Source organism: Amycolatopsis sp. CA-211722 (genome assembly GCF_056828465.1).
Window position 1 is genome coordinate 192,113 of record NZ_CP184752.1, and the last position, 24,518, is coordinate 216,630.

18 protein-coding genes and 1 pseudogene are annotated in these 24,518 nt (G+C 69.3%); 10 read left to right on the plus strand and 9 right to left on the minus strand.

Features of this window, described 5'->3' with window-relative positions:
• Window positions 1–175 precede the first annotated feature (175 nt).
• The 4 genes from pucD to ACOCEP_RS00930 are packed head-to-tail and all read right to left on the minus strand — an operon-like array spanning window position 176 to window position 5,128.
• Complete coding sequence (pucD, locus tag ACOCEP_RS00915) at window positions 176–2,455, minus strand: xanthine dehydrogenase subunit D (protein WP_482335288.1); 2,280 nt, start codon at window positions 2,453–2,455, stop codon at window positions 176–178.
• The gene (locus ACOCEP_RS00920) at window positions 2,452–3,801 is read right to left on the minus strand and encodes an 8-oxoguanine deaminase (protein WP_482335289.1); all 1,350 of its coding nucleotides are present in this window, start codon (window positions 3,799–3,801) and stop codon (window positions 2,452–2,454) included. The genes pucD and ACOCEP_RS00920 overlap by 4 nt, the downstream gene beginning before the upstream one ends.
• A complete protein-coding gene (locus ACOCEP_RS00925; protein ID WP_037342278.1) occupies window positions 3,798–4,268 on the minus strand; it encodes a (2Fe-2S)-binding protein in 471 nt (156 codons plus the stop codon). Before ACOCEP_RS00925 ends, ACOCEP_RS00920 begins: the two co-directional genes overlap by 4 nt.
• Window positions 4,259–5,128 (minus strand): FAD binding domain-containing protein, encoded by an 870-nt coding sequence (locus tag ACOCEP_RS00930; protein ID WP_482335290.1) that lies wholly within the window; start codon window positions 5,126–5,128, stop codon window positions 4,259–4,261. Before ACOCEP_RS00930 ends, ACOCEP_RS00925 begins: the two co-directional genes overlap by 10 nt.
• Before the next feature lie 136 nt (window positions 5,129–5,264).
• Here ACOCEP_RS00930 and ACOCEP_RS00935 point away from each other — a divergent pair, with 136 nt between their 5' ends.
• From ACOCEP_RS00935 to ACOCEP_RS00960, 6 genes and pseudogenes are all read left to right on the plus strand, one after another.
• Window positions 5,265–6,686 (plus strand): PucR family transcriptional regulator, encoded by a 1,422-nt coding sequence (locus ACOCEP_RS00935; protein ID WP_482335291.1) that lies wholly within the window; start codon window positions 5,265–5,267, stop codon window positions 6,684–6,686.
• A 1-nt stretch (window position 6,687) separates the two neighbouring features.
• Window positions 6,688–7,170: a MarR family winged helix-turn-helix transcriptional regulator gene (locus ACOCEP_RS00940; RefSeq protein WP_482335292.1), complete on the plus strand. Its 483-nt coding sequence runs from the start codon at window positions 6,688–6,690 to the stop codon at window positions 7,168–7,170.
• A 36-nt stretch (window positions 7,171–7,206) separates the two neighbouring features.
• A complete protein-coding gene (locus tag ACOCEP_RS00945) occupies window positions 7,207–7,812 on the plus strand; it encodes a DsbA family protein (protein WP_482335293.1) in 606 nt (201 codons plus the stop codon).
• A gap of 9 nt (window positions 7,813–7,821) precedes the next feature.
• The gene (locus ACOCEP_RS00950; RefSeq protein ID WP_482335294.1) at window positions 7,822–8,295 is read left to right on the plus strand and encodes a GNAT family N-acetyltransferase; all 474 of its coding nucleotides are present in this window, start codon (window positions 7,822–7,824) and stop codon (window positions 8,293–8,295) included.
• Window positions 8,296–8,594: 299 nt separating this feature from the next.
• Window positions 8,595–9,848, plus strand: a complete 1,254-nt coding sequence (locus ACOCEP_RS00955) for an HNH endonuclease signature motif containing protein (RefSeq protein ID WP_482335295.1) — start codon at window positions 8,595–8,597, stop codon at window positions 9,846–9,848.
• A gap of 477 nt (window positions 9,849–10,325) precedes the next feature.
• A pseudogene (locus ACOCEP_RS00960) lies at window positions 10,326–10,403 on the plus strand (ABC transporter ATP-binding protein); the annotation flags it as partial.
• Window positions 10,404–10,487: 84 nt separating this feature from the next.
• Here ACOCEP_RS00960 and ACOCEP_RS00965 read toward each other — a convergent pair.
• Both ACOCEP_RS00965 and aceB read right to left on the minus strand, forming a co-directional pair.
• Complete coding sequence (locus ACOCEP_RS00965) at window positions 10,488–11,684, minus strand: DUF6986 family protein (RefSeq protein WP_482335296.1); 1,197 nt, start codon at window positions 11,682–11,684, stop codon at window positions 10,488–10,490.
• A gap of 4 nt (window positions 11,685–11,688) precedes the next feature.
• The gene (aceB, locus tag ACOCEP_RS00970) at window positions 11,689–13,266 is read right to left on the minus strand and encodes a malate synthase A (protein ID WP_125736697.1); all 1,578 of its coding nucleotides are present in this window, start codon (window positions 13,264–13,266) and stop codon (window positions 11,689–11,691) included.
• Between the two features lie 103 nt (window positions 13,267–13,369).
• Between aceB and ACOCEP_RS00975 the strand changes: the two genes are divergently transcribed.
• Window positions 13,370–14,146 (plus strand): IclR family transcriptional regulator, encoded by a 777-nt coding sequence (locus ACOCEP_RS00975; RefSeq protein WP_482335297.1) that lies wholly within the window; start codon window positions 13,370–13,372, stop codon window positions 14,144–14,146.
• Here ACOCEP_RS00975 and ACOCEP_RS00980 read toward each other — a convergent pair.
• Window positions 14,136–14,867 carry a TetR/AcrR family transcriptional regulator gene (locus tag ACOCEP_RS00980; RefSeq protein WP_482335298.1) on the minus strand — a complete coding sequence of 244 codons (732 nt, stop codon included), beginning with the start codon at window positions 14,865–14,867 and terminating at the stop codon, window positions 14,136–14,138. The two genes, ACOCEP_RS00975 and ACOCEP_RS00980, sit on opposite strands and share 11 nt — an antisense overlap.
• A gap of 108 nt (window positions 14,868–14,975) precedes the next feature.
• On the opposite strand from ACOCEP_RS00980, the gene ACOCEP_RS00985 reads away from it, so the two are divergent.
• A complete protein-coding gene (locus tag ACOCEP_RS00985; RefSeq protein WP_482335299.1) occupies window positions 14,976–16,472 on the plus strand; it encodes an MFS transporter in 1,497 nt (498 codons plus the stop codon).
• A gap of 63 nt (window positions 16,473–16,535) precedes the next feature.
• Here the strand turns inward: ACOCEP_RS00985 and ftsY are convergent, their stop codons facing one another.
• Window positions 16,536–17,849 carry a signal recognition particle-docking protein FtsY gene (ftsY, locus tag ACOCEP_RS00990; protein WP_482335300.1) on the minus strand — a complete coding sequence of 438 codons (1,314 nt, stop codon included), beginning with the start codon at window positions 17,847–17,849 and terminating at the stop codon, window positions 16,536–16,538.
• Window positions 17,850–18,001: 152 nt separating this feature from the next.
• On the opposite strand from ftsY, the gene ACOCEP_RS00995 reads away from it, so the two are divergent.
• Both ACOCEP_RS00995 and ACOCEP_RS01000 read left to right on the plus strand, forming a co-directional pair.
• The gene (locus tag ACOCEP_RS00995; RefSeq protein WP_482335301.1) at window positions 18,002–19,210 is read left to right on the plus strand and encodes an anhydro-N-acetylmuramic acid kinase; all 1,209 of its coding nucleotides are present in this window, start codon (window positions 18,002–18,004) and stop codon (window positions 19,208–19,210) included.
• A 9-nt stretch (window positions 19,211–19,219) separates the two neighbouring features.
• On the plus strand, window positions 19,220–20,803 hold the full coding sequence (locus tag ACOCEP_RS01000) for a sodium:solute symporter (protein WP_482335302.1): 1,584 nt from the start codon (window positions 19,220–19,222) through the stop codon (window positions 20,801–20,803).
• Window positions 20,804–20,845: 42 nt separating this feature from the next.
• Here the strand turns inward: ACOCEP_RS01000 and smc are convergent, their stop codons facing one another.
• Window positions 20,846–24,445, minus strand: coding sequence for a chromosome segregation protein SMC (gene smc / locus ACOCEP_RS01005; protein ID WP_482335303.1), 3,600 nt, complete (start codon window positions 24,443–24,445; stop codon window positions 20,846–20,848).
• Window positions 24,446–24,518 lie beyond the last annotated feature (73 nt).

Sequence of the window (24,518 nt, forward strand, 5' to 3'; positions counted from 1 at the left end):
CAGGTGCCGGTGGGCGGAGCTGAAGGTAGATCCGAAAACCGACCAACGCGTGAACCCGCCCCGGCCGAAGGCCCCGCTATCGCGGTGGCAGGGCGCCTTGTCCGCCATCGTGAGGCTAATGACCAGGCGGCGCCCTGCCGACGTCGATCGCGGACGCGGGTTCACCAACAGCCAATCAGGTGCCGGTGAGGTGTTCGGGACGCACCGGGACACGGGGCAGCGCGAGCCCGGTGGCCGCGCGGATGGCCGCGACGATCGCCGGGGTGGACGAGATCGTCGGCGGTTCGCCGACCCCGCGCAGACCATACGGGGCGTTGGGGTCGGGCCGTTCCAGGACGTCGATGTCCATCGGCGGCATGTCCAGCACGGTCGGGATCAGGTAGTCGGTGAACGACGGATTGCGGATCTTCCCGCCGTCGGTCTGGATCTCCTCCATCACCGCGAGCCCGAGCCCCTGCGCGGAACCGCCCTGGATCTGGCCGAGCACCGCCTGCGGGTTCAGCGCCTTGCCGACGTCCTGCGCGCAGTCGAGCGCGACGACCTTGATCAGGCCGAGTTCGGTGTCGACGTCCACGACCGCGCGGTGTGCCGCGAAACCGTACTGGACGTGCGCGTTCCCTTGCCCTGTCTCGGGATCGATGGGCGCCGTCGGACGGTGCCGCCATTCGACGGTCTCGTCGAACACCTCGTCGCCGAGCACGTCGGCGAGGTCCGCGAGCACACTGCCGTCGGCCGAGACGACCTTGTTCGCGACGACGTTCAGCTTCCCGTCCGCGGCGAGCTTGCCGGCCAAGTGCTTGTGCAGCCCGGAGCGCACCGCGACGCACGCGGCCTGCACGGCGCCGCCGGTGACGTAGCTCTGCCGGGAGGCCGACGTCGAACCGCCGTTGCCGATGTTCGTGTCCATCGGCAGGATCGTCACCTGCTCGATGCCGAGTTCGGTCCGCACGATCTGCTGCATGATCGTCACCAGGCCCTGGCCGACCTCGCAGGCCGCGGTGTGCACGGTCGCCGCGGGTTCGCCGCCGACGAGCTGCAGCCGCACACGGGCGGTCGAGTAGTCGTCGAAACCCTCGGAGAAGCAGATGTTCTTGATGCCGACCGCGTATCCGACACCCCGGACGACGCCTTCGCCGTGCGTGGTGTTGGAGACGCCGCCGGGCATCCTGCGCAGGTCCAGTTCTTCGTGTGCGACGGGCAACGGCTTGGCGCGCAGGCGTTCCAGCAGTTCGGCGACCGGGGCGGCCGAGTCGACGATCTGGCCGGTGGGCATGACACTGCCTTCGGCCATGGCGTTGCGGATCCGGATGTCGACCGGGTCGACGCCGCACGCCTCGGCGAGCTTGTCCATTTGGGACTCGTACGCGAAACCCGCCTGCACCGCACCGAAGCCACGCATCGCACCGCAAGGCGGATTGTTGGTGTACACGCCCCAGCAATCGACCGAAGCACTGTCCACATTGTACGGACCGACGCCGAGCGTGGCCGCGTTCGCCACCACCGCGCCGGTGGACGACGCGTACGCGCCACCGTCCAGGTACAGCTTCGCCTTCACGTAAACGAGCCGGCCGTCCTTGTCCGCGCCGTGCTCGTAGTACATCTTCGCCGGGTGGCGGTGCACGTGGCCGTAGAACGATTCCTCGCGGTTGTAGACCATCTTGACCGGCTTGCCGGTGTGCAGCGCCAGCAAACACGCGTGGACCTGGATCGACAGGTCCTCACGGCCGCCGAACGCGCCACCGACCCCGCCGAGTGTCAGCCGGACCTTGTCCTTCGGCAGGCCCAGCGCGGCGACGATCTGCTGCTGGTCGACGTGGAGCCATTGCGTGGCGACATACAGATCGACACCGCCTTCGGTGTCCGGGATCGCCATACCCGACTCCGGGCCAAGGAAGGCCTGGTCCTGCATGCCGACCTCGTAGACCCCGGACACCACGACGTCGGCCTTCACCGACTGGTCACCGTGGCGGATCTTGGCGTAGCGCACGACGTTCCCACCGGGGTGCAGCTCGGCGCCCTCACCGGCGGCGGCCTTCTCGGAATCCGTCACCGGTTCCAGGACCTCGTAGGAGACCTTGATCCGTTTCATCGCGCGGCGCGCGGTCTCGGGGTGGTCCGCGGCGACGAGTGCGACGGGCTCGCCCTGGTAGCGCACGACGTCGACGGCGAGCACCGGCTGGTCCGCGTGCTCCAGGCCGTACTTGTTCACACCCGGCACGTCTTCATGGGTCAGCACCGCGTACACCCCTTGCACCGCAAGGGCTTCGGTGATGTCGATACCGGTGATCCGCGCGTACGGATGCGGGCTGCGCAGCGTCGCGCCCCACAACATGTCCTCATGCCACAGGTCCGAGGAGTAGGCGAACTCGCCGCGCACCTTGACCGTGCCGTCGGGCCGCCGCGGGCTCGACCCGACGCCGTTCTCAGTCTGCTTGGAGACTTCAGTGGTGGTCATACCGTCTCCCTCAGCCGGGCACTGGCCACGGCCAGCTCACGGGCGATCTCGTCTTCGGATTCCTCGCGTAGCGCGCCGCCGTCGACGACGGTCGCGCCGCCGACGAACAGCCGCTCGACCGGCGGGGTGGTGCCGAGCACCAGCGCGGCGACCGGGTCGGTGATCCCGGCGTAGTTCAGGCCGTTCAGGTTCCAGACCGCGAGGTCGGCGAGCTTGCCGACCTCGATCGAGCCCAGGTCCTTCTGCCTGCCGAGGCAGCGCGCGCCGCCCATCGTGCCCATCCACAGCGCCTCGCGCGTGGTCAGCCCGCGCGGTCCGCCGCGCTGCCGGGCCTGCAGAAGCGCCTGGTGCAGTTCCTCGCCGAGGCCGCCGGATTCGTTGGACGCCGCGCCGTCGGCGCCGAGCCCGACCGGCACCCCGGCGTCGAGCAGCTGCCGCACCGGGGCGATCCCGGCGCCGATCCTGCCGTTGGACGTCGGGCAATGCGCCGCGCCGGTGCCGGTGGCGCCCATCCGCCGGATCGCCTCCGGGGCGAGGTGGATCGAGTGCGCGAGCCAGACGTCGTCCGCGAGCCAGCCGAGTTTGTCGGCGTATTCCGCCGGGGTGCAGCCGACTTCGGCGAGGCACTGCTTCTCCTCGTCGACCGTCTCGGCGAGGTGCGTGTGGAGCCGGACCCCCTTGCGGCGTGCCAATTCCGCCGCGCCGGTCATCAGCCGCTCGCTCACCGAGAACGGTGAGCACGGACCGGCCGCGATCTGCAGATGCGCGCCGGCGGAGTCGTCGTGGAACCGGTCGATCGCGGCTTCGGTGCCGAGCAGCGCGGCCTCGGTCTCCTCGACGAGGTTGTCCGGCGGAAGCCCGCCCTGCGACTCGCCCCGGTCCATCGAGCCGCGCACGACGTGCAACCGCACACCGACGCGAATCCTGGCGGCGGCGAGGGCTTCCACCTGGTCGCCGCCGTCACGCGGGAAGACGTAGTGGTGGTCGGCGACCGTGGTGCAGCCGGTGGTCGCGAGCCGGGTGAGCCCGGCCGTGGCCGCCGCGTGCGTGATCTCGGCGTCGAGCCTGCCCCAGATCGGGTACAGCGCGACCAGCCATTCGAAGAGCGTGTGATCGGCGGCGAGACCGCGCGTGGCCCACTGATAGAGGTGATGGTGGGTGTTGATCAGGCCGGGCGTGACCAGGCAGCCGGAGCCGTCGACGCGTTCGTCGTACTCGCCATCGGGCGCCTTGCCCGCGCCGACCGCCGCGATGCGGTCGTTCTCGATGACGACGTGGCCCGAGGCGTGCTCGGCGCCCGCGCCGTCGACCGTGGCGATCGAGGCGTTCTCGATGACGGTCTTCACGCGGTCTCTCCCCTGGTCGCGGCCAGCCGGACGGCGTCGAGGATCTTCTCGTATCCGGTGCACCGGCAGAGGTTCCCCGCCAGCGCCTCGCGAATCTCCTCGTCGGCGGGGTTTTCGACCCGGTTGAGCAGATCGTGCGCGGCCACCACGAGGCCGGGCGTGCAGAAGCCGCATTGGACGGCGCCCGCGTCCACAAAGGACTGCTGCACCCGGTCCAGCTTGTCGCCCTCGGCGAGCCCTTCGACCGTGCGGACCTCGCGGCCCTCGACCTGACCGGCCGCGACCAGGCACGAACACACCGGGACGTCGTCGAGGTACACCGTGCAGGAACCGCATTCGCCCTGTTCACAGGCGTTCTTGGAGCCCGGGAGACCGAGCCGCTCGCGGAGCACGTACAGCAGGCTTTCACCCTCCCAGACGTCGTCGGCCTGGCGGGACTCGCCGTTGATCGTCACGTTCACGCGCACTCGCGTTCACCCTTCTGGAAGTCGTTCCACGCCCAGGTCAGCGTCCGCCGCGCCAGGACGGACAACGCGTGCTTGCGGTAGTCGGCGCTGCCGCGGACGTCGTCGATCGGCGACGCCGCCTCCGACACCAGCTCGCCGAACCGGCGTTTGACCGAATCCGTGATCGAAGCCTTGGTGGACCAGGGAAGTTCGGCGCCGAGGAACTCTTCGGCGGCGGTCGCTCGGCGCGGGGTCGGCGCCGCCGAACCGACGGCCGCGCGGATCTCGCGGGTGTCGAGATGCAGCGCCAGCGCGAACGAGCAGACCGCGATGACCATCGCGTTACGCGTGCCGACCTTCGCGAACTGCTGCGGCCCGACCTCCGCGGGCAGGTGCACCGCGGTGATCAGCTCGTCGGGTTCGAGGGCGTTGCGCTTGACGCCGAGGTAGAACTCCTCGGCCGGGATCAGCCGGGTCCCTCGCACCGACGCGGCCTCGACCTCGGCACCGAGCACGAGCAGCACGGGATGCGTGTCTCCGGCGGGCGAGGCGGCGCCGAGGTTGCCGCCGACGGTGCCGCGGTTGCGGATCTGGGGCGAGCCGACGGTGCGGGAAGCCATCGCCAGCGCGGGCAGAACTTCACCCAGCTCAGCGATCACCCGGACGTAGGGCACCGAGGCGCCGAGGCGGATCTTGCCGTCGGTCTCGGTCCACTCGGCGAGCTCGGCGACGCGGTTGAGGTCGAGCAGCGCGCCGGGGCGGCGGTGGTCGAAGTTGAGCTCCACCATGACGTCCGTGCCGCCCGCGATGGGCACCGCGTCGGGCCGCTCGGCCTTGACGGCGAGCGCCTCGGTCAGCGAGCTGGGGCGCAGGAAATCCACTCTCGGGCTCCTCGGTTCGGCGGCGATGTGTGACGGCTGACTCAGTAGACGCCCTGCGCCCGTACGACGGCAACGGTGCCGAAGCATGAAATCTCCCCTGCACACGCCGGTCGTTTTGTGCTTTCCTACAAACCTGATGACGACCGTGAAAACTCTGCTGGCCCTCCCCGGGCTGCGCTTGCGTGTCCGCGCCGGGACGGCTTTGCTCGACCGTCCGGTGTCCCGGATCTACGTCACGGAACTATCCGATCCAGGGCGGTACGTGTCGGCGGGCGAGCTCGTTCTGAGCGGGTTGCTGTGGTGGCGCGGGCCGGGTGATTCGGAGGCGTTCGTCGCGGCGCTCGCGAAGGCCGGGGCGGCGGCGCTGGCGGCGTCCGGAGCCGACTCCGACGGGATTCCCGAAGACCTCGTCGAAGCCTGTACGCGGCACGGGATCCCGCTGCTGGAGGTGCCGGCGGACCTGTCGTTCTCGGTCGTCACCGAGCGCGTCGTCCTGGCACTGGCCGCGGCCGCGGAAGGCGCTCGCAAACGTTTGCTTTCGGCGGCGACGGAGGACTCGTCGGTCGAAGCGCTCCTGGAGCGGGCGCGCGGCGAGATCGGCCTCCCCTGCTGGGTGGTACCCGTGGGCACCCCGTCGGATCTGGTGCGCCGGTTCGTCGCCGCGGGCGGGAGTTCCCTGGAAGCCGACGACGTCTCCGTCCGGCCCGTCGGCGGCAGGCACGCGCTGCCCTGGCTGCTCGCGATCGGCGGCCCGCTGACCGCCGCGCAGGCGGAGATCGCCGAGGAGCTCGCCGGGCTGATCGGGCTCGCGCGAACGCGGGCGGACGAGGTCCGCGCCGTCACCGACAGAGTGCTCGAACCGTTGCTCGCCGCGCTCGACGAAGGAAGCGATCCGCACGCGGCCCTGGCCGCGACGGGGCTGCGCGGCGATCTGCGGGTCGTCGTCGCGCGCACCGAAGGATCCGAAGCGGCACGCGGCATCCTGACCGAACTCCTGCCGCCGGGCGCGCTCGTCGGCCCCGCCGGGGAGACGACCTGGGCACTGGCCGAGGACGACGGCGAGTGGCCGGAGGACTGGCCCGCCACGGTGACCGGCACCCTGACCGAAGTGGAGCCGTTGCTGCCGTGCCGCCGGGTGCTGATCGGCGTCAGCGATCGCTCCCCGGTCTCCGTGCTGCGAGGCGCGAAGGAGGTCGCGCGCCACGCGCTGGCCGTGGCGGCGGAACGACCCGGCACGATCGAGGTCGTCCCCGGCGGCGAGATCGGCATGCACCGGCTGCTGCTGGCGGGCGCGCCCGACGACCTGCGGGCGGCGTTGCGGCGGCGGGTGCTGGGTCCGCTGCTGAGCTACGACGCCGAACAGGGCACCGATCTGGTGCACACCCTGCGCGTCTATCTCGAATGCTCCGGCTCGCCGACGCGGGCCGCGCGGGCACTGCACGTCCACGTCAACACCTTGCGGTACCGGATCGGGCGCGCGAGCGAACTGCTCGGCACCGATCTGACCGAGTTCACCGAACAGCTCGACGTCTATTTGGCCTTGTCGGCAGGGAGCTGAAATGGGCATCACCACGGCGAAAGAAGCCGCCTACGACCCGCGCGTGCTCGCCTTCGGCCGGATGATGGGCGCGGCGAACCGGCTCGAATACCTGCTCGGCCGCGCGCTCGAGGCCGAGTGCGGGATCTCGCACCTGATGTTCGAAGTCCTCCTGATCGTCGGCAGGTCGGGCGCGGCCGGGATGAGCATGCGCGCGATCGCGCAGGAGCAGGTGCTGACCACCGGTGGCGCGACGCGGCTGGTCGACCGGATGACCACCCTCGGTCTGGTCGGGCGTTCTTCCGATCCCGAGGACCGCCGCGTCCAGCTCGTTCGGCTGACCGCACAGGGCGAGGAGACCACCGTGCGAGCCGCGCGGGTGCACGTCGAGAACATCCAGCGGCTCTTCCTCGACCCGCTGCCCGCCGACCACCGCGAACGGTTCGCCCAGGACCTACGGACGCTGAGCCATTCGGCACGTGACGCACTCCCCAAGCTCCGCTAGGAATACCTGACGAGTCAGACATCGTTGATGCTCGACATGAAGCTCATCTATGTCTTCGACGCGTACTGCGGCTGGTCGTACGGGTTCGCCCGCACCATGGCCGACGTCGCGCACCGGCATCCGGACCTGCCCGTCGAAGTGGTTTCCGGCGGCCTGTTCCTCGGCGGGCGCCGGGTGCCGATCCGGCAGTTCGGCTACGTCCAGGGAGCCAACGCCGAGATCACCCGCCGCACCGGCGCACCGTTCGGGGAAAGTTACGAACGGCTCATCGCGGACGGCGAGTTCGTCATGGACTCCGAGGCCGCCGCCTGCGGGATGGCGGCGTTGCGCGAGGTCGGGCCGGACCGCGCGGTACGGCTCGCGGCGCTGTTGCAGGAGGCGTTCTACCTCGACGGGCTGAGCCTTTCGGAGGTCTCGACCTATCGCGTGGTCGCGCAGCGAGCCGGCCTGGACGCGGACGCCGTCGAGGCCGCGCTGGACCGGGTTTCCGCGGCGGACGACTTCCGGCGCGCACGGGAACTGGGCGTCACCGGCTATCCGACCCTGCTGGCCGACCTTCCCGGGGAACGGATCGTGACCCTGGTCGCCGGGAACGCGAGCGCGGACGAAGTGGAGCGGCGGATCGGCGCGCTGGTTCCCTAGACTTCGCGCATGACCCTTCGACCGGCTACCTCCGCGGACGCCGACGCAGTCGCGACGATCTGGTACCACGGCTGGCAGGACGGTCACCTCGGCAACGTGCCCGACGCGCTCGTCCGGCTCCGCACCCGCGAATCGTTCTGGGAGCGGGCCGCGGACCGCGTCGGCGACACGACCGTCGCCGTACTGGACGGCGAGGTGGCGGGCTTCGTCATGGTCGTCGGGGACGAGGTCGAGCAGGTCTATGTTTCGTCGGACCATCGCGGGAGCGGGGTGGCCGGGGCGCTGCTCGCTGAAGCCGAACGGCTGGTGCGCGCGGGTGGGCATGGGCGTGCCTGGCTCGCGGTGGCGCCGGGGAACGCGCGGGCTCGGCGGTTTTACGAACGGTGCGGATGGGCCGATGAGGGCGAGTTCGACAATCGGGTCGCCGGCCCCGACGGGCCGGTTTCGGTTCCTTGCCTGCGCTATGTGAAGCCTCTCGTTTGATCTTTCCGCATTTAGTCGACTAAACGCTGCGGGCTTCCTTGCGTGGCGCTCAAGACTGGGCGCAATTAGTCGACTAAATGCGAGGGTTGCCTTCCTTCCGTCGCCCCGCGCAGGCAGCGCGATGCGGCGCCAGCACTCCTGGCACCTGGCGCGACTTCTCCATTTAGTCGACTAAATGCGAGGGTTGCTTAGGGTGATTCGGCGCTGGCGACCGTTTCACCCTTCAGTGTTGTCGGCGCGAGTTGGCTTGTTGCTAAAATTACGAACACGTGTTCGATTCATTGGTGTATTCTGGAGTCGTGTCCGAGACCTTCCTCCCCGAACTGCCGCAAGAACTGTGGCGCGCCGGCAAGCTGGAGCTTGCCCATGGCGTGCAGCAGTCGTTGCAGGTGATCCGGATGGCGACCGCCTGCCTGGGGCGGTTCCTGGCGGAGATCGAGTCTCGTGGCGCCAAGGACTTGTACGGGTATGGCAGCACGGCCAGCTGGCTCGCGGATCTGGCGGGACTATCACGCGGCGAAGCGGGCGCGGTGGTGAAGCGGGCGATCGCCTTGAACCCGACGCGCGCTTTGGACGGCACGGAGGTTCCACCTCTCGCACCGGCGACTGCCGCGGTGGCGGCTCAGGGATTGGTCGGAGACGAGCGGATCGATCAGATCCTGGAGATCTTGAAGAAACTCCCCGCCGACATTTCGGCCGAGGATCGGGCGGCTGCGGAGCAGATCCTCGGCGATCTTGCCCCGAACGCCGGACCCCGCCAGCTCTCGGAAGCCGAGGCGAACCTGCTGGGCTTGCTGGATCCAGACGGCAAGGAACCCAAAGAGCCTGAGCCGAAGGAACCCCGCCGCGAGATCACCCTGGAACGCCGCAACGACGGGTTCTGGAAACTCACCGGCCTGCTCGATGACGAGACCGGGGCCCGGACCGCCGCCGCGTTGGAAGCACACGCCCAGCCACGCCCAGTCGACGAGTTCGGCCAAGCGGACCTGCGGATGAAATGCGAACGCATGGGAGACGCCTGGGCCGACCTCCTCGACTTGGCGATCGCCTGCCCCGACCAGCCGGGCACCAGTGGTTACCGCACCCTCGTCCACGTCACTATCGGACTCGACGAACTCAAATCCGGTCTCGGGACCGCGTGCCTGGATTTCGTGGGGACGATGACCGCACGGGAAGCCCGGCTCGCGGCCTGCGACTGCCTGATGGTGCCGGTCGTGATGGGCGCGTCGGGTGAACCCTTGGATATGGGACGGCTGAGACGCTTCGTCACCCCAGGCCAGCGACGTGCGTTGAACCTCCGCGACGGGGGCTGCGCCTTCCCGGGCTGTCATCGGAAGCCCAAGAATTGCCACGCCCATCACATTCATCACTGGGTAGATGGCGGGCCGACCGATCTTCGGAATCTCGTGTTGCTCTGCGGCTTCCATCATCGGTTGATTCACCACGGTGACTGGGAAGTCCGGATGGCGGCCGATGGCCTACCGGAGTTCATCCCGCCTCAATACCGGGATCCGCTCCGACAACCCCGCCGCAACACCCTGCACCACGTCTGAAACCCGAAGAGCCCGTCGGCCACCCCAGGCGACGGCCCCTCGGCATGCCCGCCGCCGGTGACTGTGTGGATTTCTGGTCATCCAACGCACCAAAATCCACACAGTCCATCACCACCGGACCAGTCACCACCGAAACACCAGCAACTCCCCGCCAAAGGGTCTAAGCCGACTCCAGATAAGCCAGAGCCCACGCGCCCAAACATCCCAGCTCAGCCCACCGGACCAGAACCGGCCACTGGCGGCCCGGTGCACACAGGATCCGATGATGGTCCGGCTCATCATCCGGATCGCCTCTTCCCGATCCGCTCGACGGATCTCCTCGAGACAAGGCTGAACCGCCTCCACGAAATCGCGCTGGCTCGCAGCTGCTCCTTCACGGCGTACAGCAGTTGGTTCTAGCCGAAAACCGGCGATAGATCGCGCCCACCGACGTTCCCGCCTGCTCAGCGACGGGCCATGAGAACATCCCAATCTTGCGGCATGAGCCGCAAGAAGAGGGAGAAACGGGTCGACGACATCGCCGAGTTCACCGAACTGGGCGACTACTTGCGCTTGCGCGCTCTGTGCACCACCGGCCCTCTGGATGAACGAAGGCCGGATCCGCGCCCGCGGCTCACTGGACGAGATTCTCGCCGAGAGTCACGCGGTCCTTCGCGCGTAACCGTCCAGCTCCGCCCGGGAGAACGAAAGCTCCCCCGCATCCACGGCCCCGCAATCCAACCCCCGCAACAAGAAGCTCGCCAGAGCCTGCGCCGTCGCCGGTTCGTCCAGCACGCCACGCCCGGTCTGGTCCGCGTAATCCCGCAGCCGGCCCAGCGCAGCCGGGAAACCTTCGCGGAAGAACGCGTACGTGGCGGCGAACCGGGTCGGCAGCTGATGCGGATGCAGATCCCAGCCCTGGTAGAAACCGCGCTCCAGCGAGCGCCGCACCAAGCGCAGATGTTCGCGCCAGGCCGGGAGGATCGCGTCGCCGACGGGCAGTTTGTTCGTCGAGCCGTCCGAAAGCCGGACGCCGGTGCCCGCGGCCGAAACCTGCATGAGCTGCTTGGCGAAATCGGCGGCCGGGTGTTCCATGCTCTGGTACTCGGCGCTGATCCCGAGCCCGGCGCTGTAGTCGTAGGTGCCGTAGTGCAGGCCGGAACAGCGGCCGCGCGCGGCTTCGATGATCCGCGGAACCGCCACCGTTCCATCGATGTCCACAATGGACTGCGCGGTCTCGATCTGTACTTCGAACCGCAAGGCGCCCTCTGCCAGGCCGTACGCGGATTCGAGACGCTCCATGACGTCCGCCGCCACCTCGACCTGTTCGACGGCGGTCACCTTCGGCAGTGTGACGACGAAACCGTCCGGCAGCGGGCCGCTTTCCAGCAATCCGGTCAGGAAGAGATCGAGCGTGCGGATGCCACGGCGGCGGGTCGCGGCTTCGAAGCTCTTGAACCGGATGCCGACGAACGGCGTGCCGCCCGTGACGGCGAGGGTCCGCCCCGCGGCGAGCGCGACGGCGTCCTCTTCCTCATCGGAGGGCCTGCCGAGGCCGTCCTCGAAGTCGATCCGCAGGTCTTCGATCGGCTCGGTCAGCAGTTTGGTCCGGACCCGGTCGGCGATGTCCGCGTCCAGGCCCAGCTGGTCCGCGTGCTCGCCGAAGACCCTCAGCGCCTGCTTGCCCCAGTCCGCCACGAGCCGCGTCTTGTACTGCGACGCGGGCACGTACACGGTGTGCACGGGCTGGCGGCCGGGCGGCTCGCCGGGGTACTTGGCCGTGACGCGCGCGTCGGCCTCGGCGAGGCGCGCGTCAGCGGCGGTGTAGACGTCCTCGGTGAGCCGCCCGTTCCCCATTTGTCTACTTGATCCGTTCGTAGGCGGGCAGGGTCAGGAAGTCCGGGAACTCGTCGGCGAGCGCGACCTGCTCGAACAGCTCGACGGCGGGCTCCAGCAGTTCCGGCTTGATCTCGGCGGCGAGTTCGCCGCGGACCTCGGCCAGCACGCCGCGCACCAGTTCGGCGGTGACCTTGTCGCCGGTGTCGAGCTGCGTGCCGTTGCGCACCCACTGCCACACCTGCGAACGCGAGATCTCCGCGGTGGCCGCGTCCTCCATCAGGTTGTGGATGGCCGCCGCGCCGTTCCCGCTCAGCCAGGAGGCGATGTAGCGAATGCCGACGTCGACGGCGGCGCGCAGACCGGCCGCGGTGGCACCGCCCGGCGTGGAAGCCGCGTCGAGCAGCTGGTCGGCGGTGACGGACACCTCGTCGCGGGTGCGGTCGAGCTGGTTCGGCTTGTCGCCGAGGACCTTGTCGAACTCCTCGCGGCAGATGTCCACCATGCCGGGGTGCGCGACCCAGGAACCGTCGAAGCCGTCGCCCGCCTCGCGGCTCTTGTCGGCGCGGACCTTGTCGAGCGCCGCGGCGGTGACCTCCGGGTCCTTGCGGTTCGGGATGAACGCGGCCATCCCGCCGATCGCGAACGCGCCGCGCTTGTGGCAGGTGCGCACCAGCAGTTCGGTGTACGCGCGCATGAACGGCGCGGTCATGGTGACCGAGTTGCGGTCCGGCAGGACGAACTTCTCGCCCGCGTCACGGAAGTACTTGATCACGCTGAACAGGTAGTCCCAGCGGCCGGCATTCAGGCCGGAGGCGTGCTCGCGCAGTTCGTAGAGGATCTCCTCCATCTCGAACGCGGCCGGGATGGTCTCGATCAGCACGGTCGCGCGGACGGTGCCGTGCTCGATGCCGAGCGTCTTCTCCGCGTGGGTGAAGACGTCGTTCCAGAGCCGGGCTTCGAGGTGGCTCTCCATCTTCGGCAGATAGAAGTACGGGCCCTTGCCGCGGTTGAGCAGCTCCTGCGCGTTGTGGAAGAAGTGCAGGCCGAAGTCGACCAGCGCGCCGACGGCCTGACGTCCACCAAAGGAAAGGCCGCGCTCGTCGAGGTGCCAGCCGCGCGGGCGGACGACGATGGTCGCGTGCTCGACATCGTCCTTCAGCGCGTAGCTCTTGCCACCGCTCTCCAGCGTGATGGTCTCGCGGACCGCGTCGTACAGGTTGACCTGGCCGGAGACGACGTTCGCCCAGTGCGGCGTGTTGGCGTCTTCGAGGTCGGCGAGCCAGACCTTGGCGCCGGAGTTCAGCGCGTTGATGGTCATCTTGCGGTCGGTCGGACCGGTGATCTCGACGCGGCGATCGCGCAGGGCGGGCGGGGCTTCGGCCACCTTCCAGTCGCCCTCGCGGATCTCCTTGGTCTCGGGCAGGAAGTCCAGCTTGCCGGTGGTCCTGGCCTCCTCGCGGCGCTTGCTCCTGGCCTGCAGCAGCTCGTCGCGGCGGGCGGCGAAGGCCTCGTGCAGACCGGCGAGGAAGGCGAGCGCCTCCGGCGTGAGGATTTCGTCCCCGCGCTCGACCGGATCGCCGAGCACCTGAGCTTCAGACATGAGTAACACCCCGAGTTCGGATAAATAACGTCCCTACGGTTTTACATGACGGACTATAGTTTCTGCATAGCGGAACATCAACGCCGACGTAAGGAGTACCACGGTGGCAGCGGAGAAGAACGGGCGCGATGGCGGCGTCCAGTCACTTCAGCGGGCCTTCGAGCTCCTCGAGCATCTCGCGGACACGGGCGGGGAGGCCAGTCTTTCGGAGCTGGCGACTCTGTCCGGGCTGCCGATGCCGACCATCCACCGGCTGATCAGGACCCTGGTGGATCTGGGCTACGTCCGGCAGAACACCAACCGCCGGTACGCGCTGGGCGCCCGGCTCATCCGGCTGGGTGAGAACGCCAGCATGCAGTTCGGCTCGTGGGCGCGCCCGCTGCTCGCGGAACTGGTCGACGAGGTGGGCGAGACCGCGAATCTCGCGGTCCTGGAGCGGGACGAGGTCGTGTACGTCGCCCAGGTTCCGTCGAAGCACTCGATGCGGATGTTCACCGAGGTCGGGCGGCGGCTGCTGCCGCACGGCACCGGCGTGGGCAAGGCGATGCTGGCGCATCTGCCGCCCGAAGACGTCACGGCGCTGCTCGCCCGGACGGGGATGCCCTCCTACACCGAGCACACCTTCACCGACGAGGACGCGCTGCTGCGCGAACTGGCGAAGATCGCCCAGCAGGGTTACGCGCTCGACGAAGCGGAGCAGGAACTGGGCGTCCGTTGCGTGGCCGTCGCGGTCCCGGGCGCGCCGGTGCCGGCGGCGGTCTCGGTGTCCGGACCTTCGGGGCGGCTCACGATGGAGGCCGTCGAGCGGATCGCGCCCGTCGTCCAGCGGATCGCGACCTCGCTCGGCTCGACCCTTTCGCAGGACGGCGTCACCGTTTGAGCCTGGTCTCCAAACCGTCGAGCATCCTGTCCAGCCCGTAGCGGAACTTCTCGTCGCGAAGCCGGACAGGATCGGCTTCATCCTCGCCGCTGGCCAGCATTTCCCGCTGGTGCGGGTGTTCCCGCGCGGCCTCTTCGACGGCGGGACGCAGACGCTCCGCCCACTCGCGCTCACTCTGGCCACTCTTGGCGACGGTGGTGAGCCACGCCGCCTCCGTCGTCCCCATGCCGATGACGTAGGAGATGACCGCGCTGATCGCCTGGTTCGCCTCGTCGCCGGGGAAGCCCGCGCTCACGAAGACACCCAGCAGCCGCTCGTTGAGCCGCATGACGTTCGGCCCGAGGTACGACAGGCCGACCGAACCGAGCAGTGACGCCACCCACGGGTGCCGCAGGATCATCGCGCGGACACTTTCCGCCCCCACGACGGCCGCTTCACGCCACCGCGCCGGATCATCGCCGTCCGGCACGGTGATCTCGCCGTAGACCTCGTCGACGACCAGCTCGATCAGCTCGTCGCGGTTGGCCACGTGCCGATAGAGCGAGGTCGCGCCCGCGTTCAGCGCGGTGCCCAGCCTGCGCATGCTCAACGCGTCGACACCTTCGACGTCCAGGAGCCGGACGGCCTCGGCCACGATCTGCGCCTGGCTCAACGCGGGTTGATCCCGCTTCCGGCGAGGGCGGGTCCACACCGACTGGATCGGCTGTTCATCGACTGACATGCCGCCCACCCTAGCGCACGAAGTACCCCGTTGCGTACATCGTTCGGCTATGCGTACAGTGTGCGCATCAACCGAACGCCGTACGCAAACACTTCTGGGGGTTTCCCGATGAACGTGCCCATCCGCGATCCACGCCGCTGGTGGATCCTGATCGTCCTTTGCCTGAGCACGCTCGTGCTGGTCGTCGACAACATGGTGCTGACCGTCGCCGTGCCGCCGCTGGCCGAAGATCTCGGCGCCAGCGCCCAGGACACGCAATGGATCCTGGACTCCTACATCCTGGTGTTCGCCGGGCTGCTGCTCACCTCCGGCAGCCTCGGCGACCGGTTCGGGCGCCGGAAGGTGATGCTCATCGGCCTCCTCCTGTTCGGGGTGGCCTCACTCGTCGCGGCGTTCGCCACGAACCCGCTCGAACTGATCGCTTCCCGCGCGGTGATGGGGGTCGGCGGCGCGCTGATCATGCCGAGCACGCTGTCGATCCTGATCACCGTCTTCGACGACGAAGAGCGCCGCAAGGCGATGGCGGCGTGGAGCGCGGTCGCGATGATCGGCCTGATCGGCGGCCCGGTGCTGGGTGGTGTGCTGATCGCGTGGTTCTGGTGGGGCGCGGTGTTCCTGATCAACGTGCCGATCGTCGTCATCGCGGTGATCGCCGCGCTCACCCTGATGCCGGAGTCCAAGGGCCCGTGGCAGAAGCCGGACCCGCTCGGCGCCGTCCTTTCCGCGGCGGGCATGGTCTCGCTGGTCTGGACGATCATCGAACTGCCCAAGCACGGCCTCGCCGAAGCCGGAACCCTGATCCCGCTGGCGGTCGCGATCGTGTGCCTGACCGGCTTCGTGTTCTGGGAGCGGCACACGCCGTCGCCGATGGTCCCGCTGAAGCTGTTCCGCAAGCGCAACTTCAGCGGCGGCAGCCTGTCGCTCACGCTGGTGCAGATCGGCAACGGCGGTCTGCTGCTGCTCCTGACCCAGTACCTGCAGTTCGTGCTCGGCTACACCCCGACCGAGGCGGGTCTCGCGTTCATCCCGATGGCCGTCGCGTCGCTGCTGTTCAACACCCTCGGCGCCACGCTGGGCCAGAAGATCGGCAACCGGGCGTTGACCACGGCCGGGATGATCGTGATGGCGGGCGGCTTCGGCCTGCTCGCGACGATGTCGGCGAACGAGGGCTTCCTGTTGCCCGCGGCCGCGCTGTTCCTGCTCGGCGCGGGCGGCGGGGTGGCGATGCCGTCGGCGATCGCGGCGCTGATGGGCGAGGTCCCGGAGGAACAGGCCGGGGTCGGCTCCGCGCTCAACGACACGATCCAGCAACTGGGCGCCGCGCTCGGCATCGCGATCCTGGGCAGCATCGTTTCGAGCCTGTTCACCTCGCACATGCCCGGCGACGCCCCGGCGCAGGCACGGCTTTCGATCGGCGACGCCTTCGCGACCGGTAACGACGGCCTCATCGCCGCGGCCCGTGAGTCGTTCACCTCGGCGATGTCGACGACGTTCCTGGTGAGCGCGGTCGGCGTGCTGGCGGCGGCGGTGGTCGCGTTCCTGGTGATGCGGGACAAGAAGACCGCGCCGGTTTCGCCGGACGAGAACGTCCCTGCCACGGCCTGACGCGTGCTATGAACGGGCCGTTCCTTGCAAATTTTGCAAGGAACGGCCCGTTCATAGCAGTGGTCAGCTGCTGAGCAGGGCCTCCACGAACGCGCCAGGCTCGAACGGCGCCAGATCGTCCGGCCCCTCACCGAGGCCGACCAGCTTCACCGGCACCCCCAGTTCACGCTGCACCTGGAAGACGATGCCGCCCTTCGCGGTGCCGTCCAGTTTGGTCAGCACGATGCCGGTGACGTCGATGACCTCCGAGAACACGCGGGCCTGCATCAGCCCGTTCTGCCCGGTGGTGGCGTCGAGCACCAGCAGCACCTCGTCGACCTTCGCCTGCTTCTCGACGACTCGCTTGACCTTGCCCAGCTCGTCCATCAGGCCGGTCTTGGTGTGCAGACGGCCGGCGGTGTCGACCAGGACCGCGTCCACACCCGCCTCGGTGCCGCGTTTGACGGCGTCGAAGGCGACCGCCGCCGGGTCCGCGCCTTCCTTGCCGCGCACGACCTCGGCGCCCACGCGCTCGGCCCACGTCTGGAGCTGGTCCGCCGCGGCGGCACGGAAGGTGTCGGCCGCGCCGAGCACCACGGTGCTCCCCTGCGCGACGAGCACGCGGGCGAGTTTGCCGGTGGTGGTGGTCTTGCCGGTGCCGTTGACCCCGGCGACCAGCACGACGGCGGGCTGCTTCTTCCCGTCGACGGTGTGCGGCAGCGCGCGGACGGCCCGCACCGCGTCGGTCGACAGGGCGGCGGTCAGCACCTCCTGCAAGACCGCGCGCGCCTCCTCCGAGGTCCGCACGGCGCGGCGCTTCAGCTCGTCACGAAGACGTTCGACGATCTCGGTGGTCGTCGCGGCGCCCAGGTCCGCCATGAGCAGCGTGTCCTCGACGTCCTGCCACGAGTCCTCGTCCAGGTCGCCGGCGCCCAGCAGGCCGAGCAGGCTCTGCCCGAACACCGAACGGGACTTGCCCAGCCTGCCGCGCAGCCGCTCCAGGCGGCCGGTGGCCGGGGCGATCTCTTCTACGGGAGCGGGCTCGGGGGCCACTTCCTCAGGGGCCTCGGCGGGTTCGGGGAGTTCGACGTCGCGCACCGTGCGCTGCGCGGAATCCCTCGGCACCGACGCGTCGTCCCCGACGGCGGGCTGGCCCTCGGTCTCGGGACGGTCCTCGACCGGGTGTTCGGGTTCGTCGGTCGTCTCTCCACCAGGGGCGAGCGCGATCCCGCCGGTGGCGGTATAGCCGCCGCCCTTCGGCTTCTCGACGACGTCGGCAGCCTTGGACTCGTCCAGGCTGATCCGGCGGCGGCGCGCGATGAGCAGCCCGGCCACCAGAACGGCGACCAGGACCACGACGGCAACGACAACGATCCAGAACCAGGGGGTACTCGACACGGCGCCATCCTCGCATCCGCACCCCGTCGCGCTCAGACGCCCCACGGGAAGGAAGCCGATCTTGTCAAACACCCACTGGATCGGACTCATTTCGGACAAGAAGAAACGGTCCGGCTTGCGCGCTCTCCGGAACGACGGATAAACCACTCCGAATGACGGTTTTCTCCGGCACTGGGGTCCGGGTGATCGGGCTCATCTCCGGCACGTCGATCGACGGGATCGACGTGGCGGCCGCCGAACTGCGCGCCGACGGGGACACGGTGGTGCTCTCGCCGCTCGGCCAGCTCGAAGTCCCTTATCCCGAAACGCTCCGCGATGCCTTGCTCGCCGCCCTCCCGCCGAATCCCTGCGACGCCGAACAGCTCACGAAACTCGACACCCTGGTGGGCCAGGCCTTCGCCGAGGCGGCCGTGCGTGGCGTCGAGGAACTGGCCGGTGGCGAGGCGGACGTCGTCGCCTCGCTGGGTCAGACGGTGTTCCACTGGGTCGAAGACGGCACCGCGCGCGGCACGTTGCAACTGGGCAACCCGGCGTGGATCGCCGAACGCACCGGACTGCCGGTGGTGGCCGACCTCCGCGTCCGCGACGTCGCCGCCGGCGGGCACGGCGCACCGCTCGCCAGCACCATGGACGCGTTGTGGCTCCGGGAAATGGCCGCCTCCGGCCCGGTCGCGGCGCTGAACATCGGCGGGATCGCGAACATCACCGTCGTCCCCGCCGAGGGTGACGCCCTGGCCTACGACACGGGCCCCGGCAACGCGCTGATGGACATCGCCGCGCACCGCGCCACGGGCCGTCGCGCGGACATCGACGGAGCGCTCGCCCTGCGCGGCACCGTCCGGCCCGACCTGCTTGCGAAGCTCCTGCTCGACCCGTACTACGCCGCGGCACCACCGAAATCCACCGGCAAGGAGCTGTTCCACAGTGCGTACCTCGACGCGACGCTCGACGGGCTCCCGCCGGTCGGCGCGGAAGACCTCCTGGCGACGCTGACCGAACTGACCGCGGTGACGATCGCCGCGGAATGCCGCCGCCACGACATCGCCACGCTGATCGTCTCCGGCGGCGGCGCCGACAACCCGGCGCTGATGGCCGCGCTCACCAGGAACCTGCCGGGTACGGCGCTGAAGACCAGCGACGACCACGGGCTGCCGCGCGCGGGCAAAGAGGCATACCTGACCATTCTGCTCGGCTGGCTGACCTGGTCCGGCGTCCCGGGGAATCTCCCGTCGGCGACCGGAGCCCGCGGCCACCGGTTGCTCGGCAGCATCACCCCGGGCGCGGGCCCCCTGCGGCTCCCCGCCCCGCACAGCTCAACCGTGACCCGGTTACGGGTAGCGGCGAAGACCGGCGAGCGATAGGAGATACGGATGCGCGCACTTGACCTCGCGATCATCGGGCTTTTTCTGGTCGGCATGCCCCTGCTGGGCGTCTGGATCGGCGGCAAACAGAAATCCGGCTCCGACTACTTCGTCGGTGAAGGCAAGATCTCCTGGTGGGTGGCCTGCCTTTCGGTCGTCTCCGCGGAAACGTCCACGCTCACCGTGCTCTCCGTGCCGACGGTGGCCTACATCGCCACCCCCGGCGACGGCGGCATGACGTATCTGGCGCTGGCGATCGGCTACATCGCGGGCCGGATCGTGGTGTCGATGGTGTTGTTGCCGCGCTACGTGGCGGGCAATCTGGTCACCGCGTACGCCTTCCTTGGCAAACGCTTCGGCAGCGGGTTGCAGGGCACCGCGTCGGTGACCTTCCTGCTCACCCGGACGCTGGCCGACGGGATCCGGCTGTTCGCCACCGCGATCCCGATCAAGGTGGTGATGGCGGCCTACGGCCTGAACGTCTCGTACTGGACGATCGTCATCGGGCTCGGCATCGCGATGGTGCTCTACAGCTTCTTCGGCGGGGTCCGCGCGGTCGTCTGGGTCGACGCGATCCAGATGCTCTGGTACATCCTCGGCGCGGTCGTGGTGATCTGGGCGATCTCCAGCAGGCTGCCGGACGGCTGGTTCGGCAAGGCCGTGGACGCGAACAAGTTCCAGATCTTCGACTTCTCCTCGAACATGCTCACCGGGCAGTACGCGTTCTTCACCGCCCTGATCGGCGGCGCGGTGCTTTCGATGGCCTCGCACGGCTCCGATCAGCTGATCGTGCAGCGCCTGCAGTCCACCAACGATCTGCGTGCCGCCCGGAAGGCGTTGGTCGCCAGCGGTTTCGTGGTGTTCCTGCAGTTCGCGCTGTTCCTGTTCATCGGCGTGCTGCTGTGGGCGCTCTACAACGGACTCGCCCCGACCAAGCCGAAGCCGGAAGGCCTCGGGCTGGCCAACAAGGACGAACTGTTCGCCAACTTCATCGTGAACGATCTGCCGAGCGGGCTGTCCGGGTTCGTGATCGCCGGGATCCTCGCCGCCGCACTGAGTTCGTCGCTCGGCGCGCTGGCCTCGTCGACGGTGACCGACGTCTACGAACGGGTGATCGGCCGGGAACTCCCGGAAGCCGACCGGCTCAAGCACGGCCGGATCTGGACGATCGTCTGGGCGGGCGCGCTGATCCTGTGCGCGGGTTTCTTCGCCTCCTCCAACAAGACCTCGGCCGATCCGATCGTGGTGCAGGCGCTCGGCATCACCGGGTACACCTACGGCGCGCTGCTCGGCGCGTTCCTGCTGGGCCTGCTGTTCAAGCGGGCGAGGCAGGCGGACGCGATCGTGGCGTTCGTGTCGACGGTGATCGTGATGGCGTTCATCATCCTGGGCGTCAAGTTCGACAAACCGGACGGCAGCCTGATCGGCGTCGACTTCAGCAAGGCGTCGGGGAACACGGTGGCGCTGGCGTGGCCTTGGTACACGCTGTGCGGTGTGGTGATCACGCTCGTCGTGGGCGGGTTGCTCTCGCTGCGGCACGGAAGCGTGGACCCGCTGGCCGAACCGGACGTGAAGGAGTCCACTCCCGTCTAGGGCCTCGTGAGTGGTAAGGACGGTTAGAACCGTCCTTACCACTCACGAGGTGACGAGCTCCTCTTCGGAGGTCCGGAGCCGCTGCGAGATCACCTTCGTGATGCCGTCGCCCTGCATCGAAACGCCGTACAGGGCGTCCGCGATCTCCATGGTCGGCTTCTGGTGGGTGATGATGATCAGCTGCGAAGAGTCCCGCAGCTGCTCCAGCAGCCCGATCAGCCGGCGCATGTTGGTGTCGTCGAGCGCGGCCTCGACCTCGTCCATGACGTAGAAGGGCGAAGGCCTGGCGCGGAAGATCGCCACCAGCATGCCGACCGCGACGAGCGACTTCTCGCCACCGGAGAGCAGCGAGAGCCGCTTGACCTTCTTGCCCGGCGGGCGCGCTTCGACGTCGACGCCGGTGGACAGCAGGTCGTTGGGCTGCGTGAGCACCATGCGCCCTTCGCCGCCCGGGAACAGCACGCTGAACACGGTCTCGAACTCGCGCGCGACGTCTTCGTAGGCCGACGCGAAGACTTCGAGGATCTTCTCGTCGACCTGCTTGATGACGGCTTCGAGGTCCTTGCGGGTGTCCTTGAGGTCTTCGAGCTGCGTCGAGAGGAACTTGTAGCGCTCCTCCAGCGCCGCGAACTCCTCCAGCGCCAGCGGGTTGACCTTGCCCAGCAGGCTCAGGTCCTTCTCCGCGCGCTTCGCCCGGCGGGCCTGGGTGTCGCGGTCGAACGGCATGGGCGGCGGCGGGGTGACGTCCTCGCCGCGTTCCTTGGCGGCCTCGTACTCGGCCATCTCCCCCGCGCTCGGCGGCACGGGGACTTCCGGGCCGTACTCGGAGACGAGGTCCTCGAGGCCGATGCCGAAGTCTTCGGCGATCTTGGTTTCGAGCTGTTCGAGCCGTAGCCGCTGCTCGGCGCGCAGCACCTCGTCGCGGTGGACGGCGTCGGTGAGCTTCTCCAGTTCGCCGGTCAGCTCGCGGACCTTGCTGCGCACCTGCGTCAGCGCGGTCTCCCGCGACTGCCGCTGCGCCTGCGCCTCGTCCCGTTCGTGGGCGGCGCGCTGCACGGAGACCTCGATGCGCTCCAACGCGATCTCGCCGCCGTTGACCACCGCGTTGGCGATCTCGGCGCCGCGTTTCCGCGCGGCCCTGGACTTTTCGGCTCGTTCGCGGGCCTGCCGCTCGGCGTGCGCGGCCCGGCGGAGCGATTCGGCCTTGCCCTGGATGCTCCGCGCGCGCTCCTCGGCGGTGCGCAGGGCGAGCCGCGACTCCATCTCCTCCTGGCGGACCGTGCCGAGGTCTTCGGCTGCCTGGTCGCGTTCGGCGGTGTCCGGATCCTCGTCGACTTCCTGGTCGGCGACGGCGGCCAGCCGCTCTTCGAGTTCGGCGAGCTGCCGCAGTGCCTCTTCGCGGCTCTGCTCGACCTTGGCGCGCTGGTTGCTCAGCCGGTCCATTTCGGCCTGGGCGGCGCGCGCGGCCTGCTGCATCCGGTTCAGCCGCTCGGACGAGCGCGCCTTGCGGACCTTCGCGTCCCCGAGCGCTTCCTTGGCCCTGCCGACCTCTTCGCGCCGGGCGGCCTGCCCGGCGCGAGCGCCTTCGAGCTCCGCTGCGGTGCGTTCCAGCGCGCGCTCGGCGGCGCTCAGCCGGTCGCCGGCCTCGTCGACCGCCGCCTGCACCTCGATGACGCTCTCGCTGCGCGCCGAACCACCGACCGCCCAGCGTGCGCCGAAGACGTCGCCCTCGGGCGTGACCGTGCTGACTTCGGGATACACCTCCACGAGACGGCGTGCGGACTCCAGACCGTCCACAATGGCCACCCGGTCGAGCGCGTGCTCGACGGCGGACCGCAACGCGGACGGCGCGGTGACCACTTCACGCGCCCAGCGCGCGCCCTTGGGCAGCGACGGCCAGCCACTCGTGTCCACAGTGGACCCCAGGCCGCCGAGCAGAATGCCCGCGCGACCGGAGTCGTTGTCCTTCAAGAACTTCAGCGCGGCGAGCGCGTCTTCGCCGCCGTTGACCGCGACCGCGTCGGCGACCGGGCCGAGCGCCGCGGCCAGCGCGACCTCGTGTCCGGCTTCGACGGTGAGCAGCGCGGCGACCGAACCGAGCAGGCCCGGAAGTTCGTGCTGCGCGCCGAGCAGCGCGCCGGCCCCGTCCTTGCGGCGCAGGCCCATCGACAGCGCCTCGACGCGCGCCTTCTCCGACGCGATCTCGCGCTCGGCGGCCCGCTCGGCCTTGACCAGCTCCTCGACACGGGCCTTGGCGGCGTTGTTGGCCTCCACCGCGCGATCGTGGTGGGCCTGAAGATCGGAGTCGTCGGATTCCTCGACACCCCCCGCGGCCTTGGCCTCTTCGAGCTCCTCGACGGCGATCTCCGCACGCTCGGCGGCCTCTTCGAGCGACACGGTGAGCCGGTCGATCTCGTCGGAGGTGGCGCCGTTCTTGCTGCGCAGCGCCTCGACCTGGCCGGAGAGCTTCGCGAGCCCTTCCCGGCGGTCGGCGATCGCGCGGACGGCGGCCATATGCGCGCGCTCGGCGGCCTGGACGAGGTGTTCGAGCTGCTCGCGCCGCTGGACGGTCTCCGAAAGCACCATCCTGGCCTCGGCGACGGCCTCGTTGAGCTCCTGCTCCCGTTCGGCGACCTGCTCGGCCTCGGCGAGCAGCTCGTCGGGGTCGCGACCGGTGCTCGCCTGCTGCACGTCGGACGACAGATGCCGCTGACGCTCCAGCGCGAGCCGCACGGTGCCGCGCAACCGCTCGGTCAGCGCGGAAAGCTTGTACCAGGTCTCCTGCGCGGCGGCCAGCTTCGGCGCGTCCTCGGCGAGCGACGCTTCGAGCTCGGCCTCCTCGGCGGCGACGATCTCCAGCGCCTGCTCGACCTCGGCCCGGCGCTGGCGGGCGACCCGCTCGTCGGCCTCTTCCTTGGCGATGCCTTCGCGCTGGGTGACCAGGTCGTGGGCGAACAGCCGCAGCCGCGCGTCGCGCAGTTCCGACTGCACCCACTGCGCCTTGCGGGCGATCTCGGCCTGCTTGCCCAGCGGTTTGAGCTGGCGGCGCAGCTCGGTGGTGAGGTCGCCGAGGCGGTCGAGGTTGCCCTGCATGTTCGCGAGCTTGCGCAGGGTCTGTTCCTTGCGCTTGCGGTGCTTGAGGACGCCCGCGGCCTCTTCGATGAAGGCGCGGCGCTCCTCGGGCTTCGATTCGAGGATCGCCGAAAGCTGCCCCTGCCCGACGATGACGTGCATCTCGCGGCCGATACCGGAGTCCGACAGCAGTTCCTGCACGTCCATCAGGCGGCAGCGGTCGCCGTTGATCTCGTACTCGCTCGCGCCGTCACGGAACATCCGGCGGGTGATCGAGACCTCGGAGTACTCGATGGGCAGCGCGCCGTCGGCGTTGTCGATGGTCAGGGTGACCTCGGCGCGCCCGAGAGGGGCGCGGCCGGCGGTCCCGGCGAAGATGACATCCTCCATCTTGCCGCCGCGCAGGTCCTTCGCGCCCTGGGTGCCCATGACCCAGCGGAGCGCGTCGAGGACGTTCGACTTGCCGGAGCCGTTCGGCCCGACCACGCAGGTGATGCCCGGCTCGAAACGCAACGTCGTCGCCGAGGCGAAGGACTTGAAGCCCTTGAGCGTCAGGCTCTTCAGGTGCACGTCGTGCTGACCCCTCTGGCTGCGGGAACCGGTCTCTCAATCGGCCCAGGCTACCTGTGTGCTCACGGTGATC

Excerpts from the sequence above, each read along its gene's own strand:
- pucD (WP_482335288.1), bottom strand. The coding sequence starts at position 2,455 with ATGACCACCACTGAAGTCTCCAAGCAGACTGAGAACGGCGTCGGGTCG.
- ACOCEP_RS00935 (WP_482335291.1), top strand. The coding sequence starts at position 5,265 with ATGACGACCGTGAAAACTCTGCTGGCCCTCCCCGGGCTGCGCTTGCGT.
- ACOCEP_RS00940 (WP_482335292.1), top strand. The coding sequence starts at position 6,688 with ATGGGCATCACCACGGCGAAAGAAGCCGCCTACGACCCGCGCGTGCTC.
- ACOCEP_RS00945 (WP_482335293.1), top strand. The coding sequence starts at position 7,207 with ATGAAGCTCATCTATGTCTTCGACGCGTACTGCGGCTGGTCGTACGGG.
- ACOCEP_RS00950 (WP_482335294.1), top strand. The coding sequence starts at position 7,822 with ATGACCCTTCGACCGGCTACCTCCGCGGACGCCGACGCAGTCGCGACG.
- ACOCEP_RS00965 (WP_482335296.1), bottom strand. The coding sequence starts at position 11,684 with ATGGGGAACGGGCGGCTCACCGAGGACGTCTACACCGCCGCTGACGCG.
- aceB (WP_125736697.1), bottom strand. The coding sequence starts at position 13,266 with ATGTCTGAAGCTCAGGTGCTCGGCGATCCGGTCGAGCGCGGGGACGAA.
- ACOCEP_RS00980 (WP_482335298.1), bottom strand. The coding sequence starts at position 14,867 with ATGTCAGTCGATGAACAGCCGATCCAGTCGGTGTGGACCCGCCCTCGC.
- ACOCEP_RS00985 (WP_482335299.1), top strand. The coding sequence starts at position 14,976 with ATGAACGTGCCCATCCGCGATCCACGCCGCTGGTGGATCCTGATCGTC.
- ACOCEP_RS00995 (WP_482335301.1), top strand. The coding sequence starts at position 18,002 with ATGACGGTTTTCTCCGGCACTGGGGTCCGGGTGATCGGGCTCATCTCC.
- ACOCEP_RS01000 (WP_482335302.1), top strand. The coding sequence starts at position 19,220 with ATGCGCGCACTTGACCTCGCGATCATCGGGCTTTTTCTGGTCGGCATG.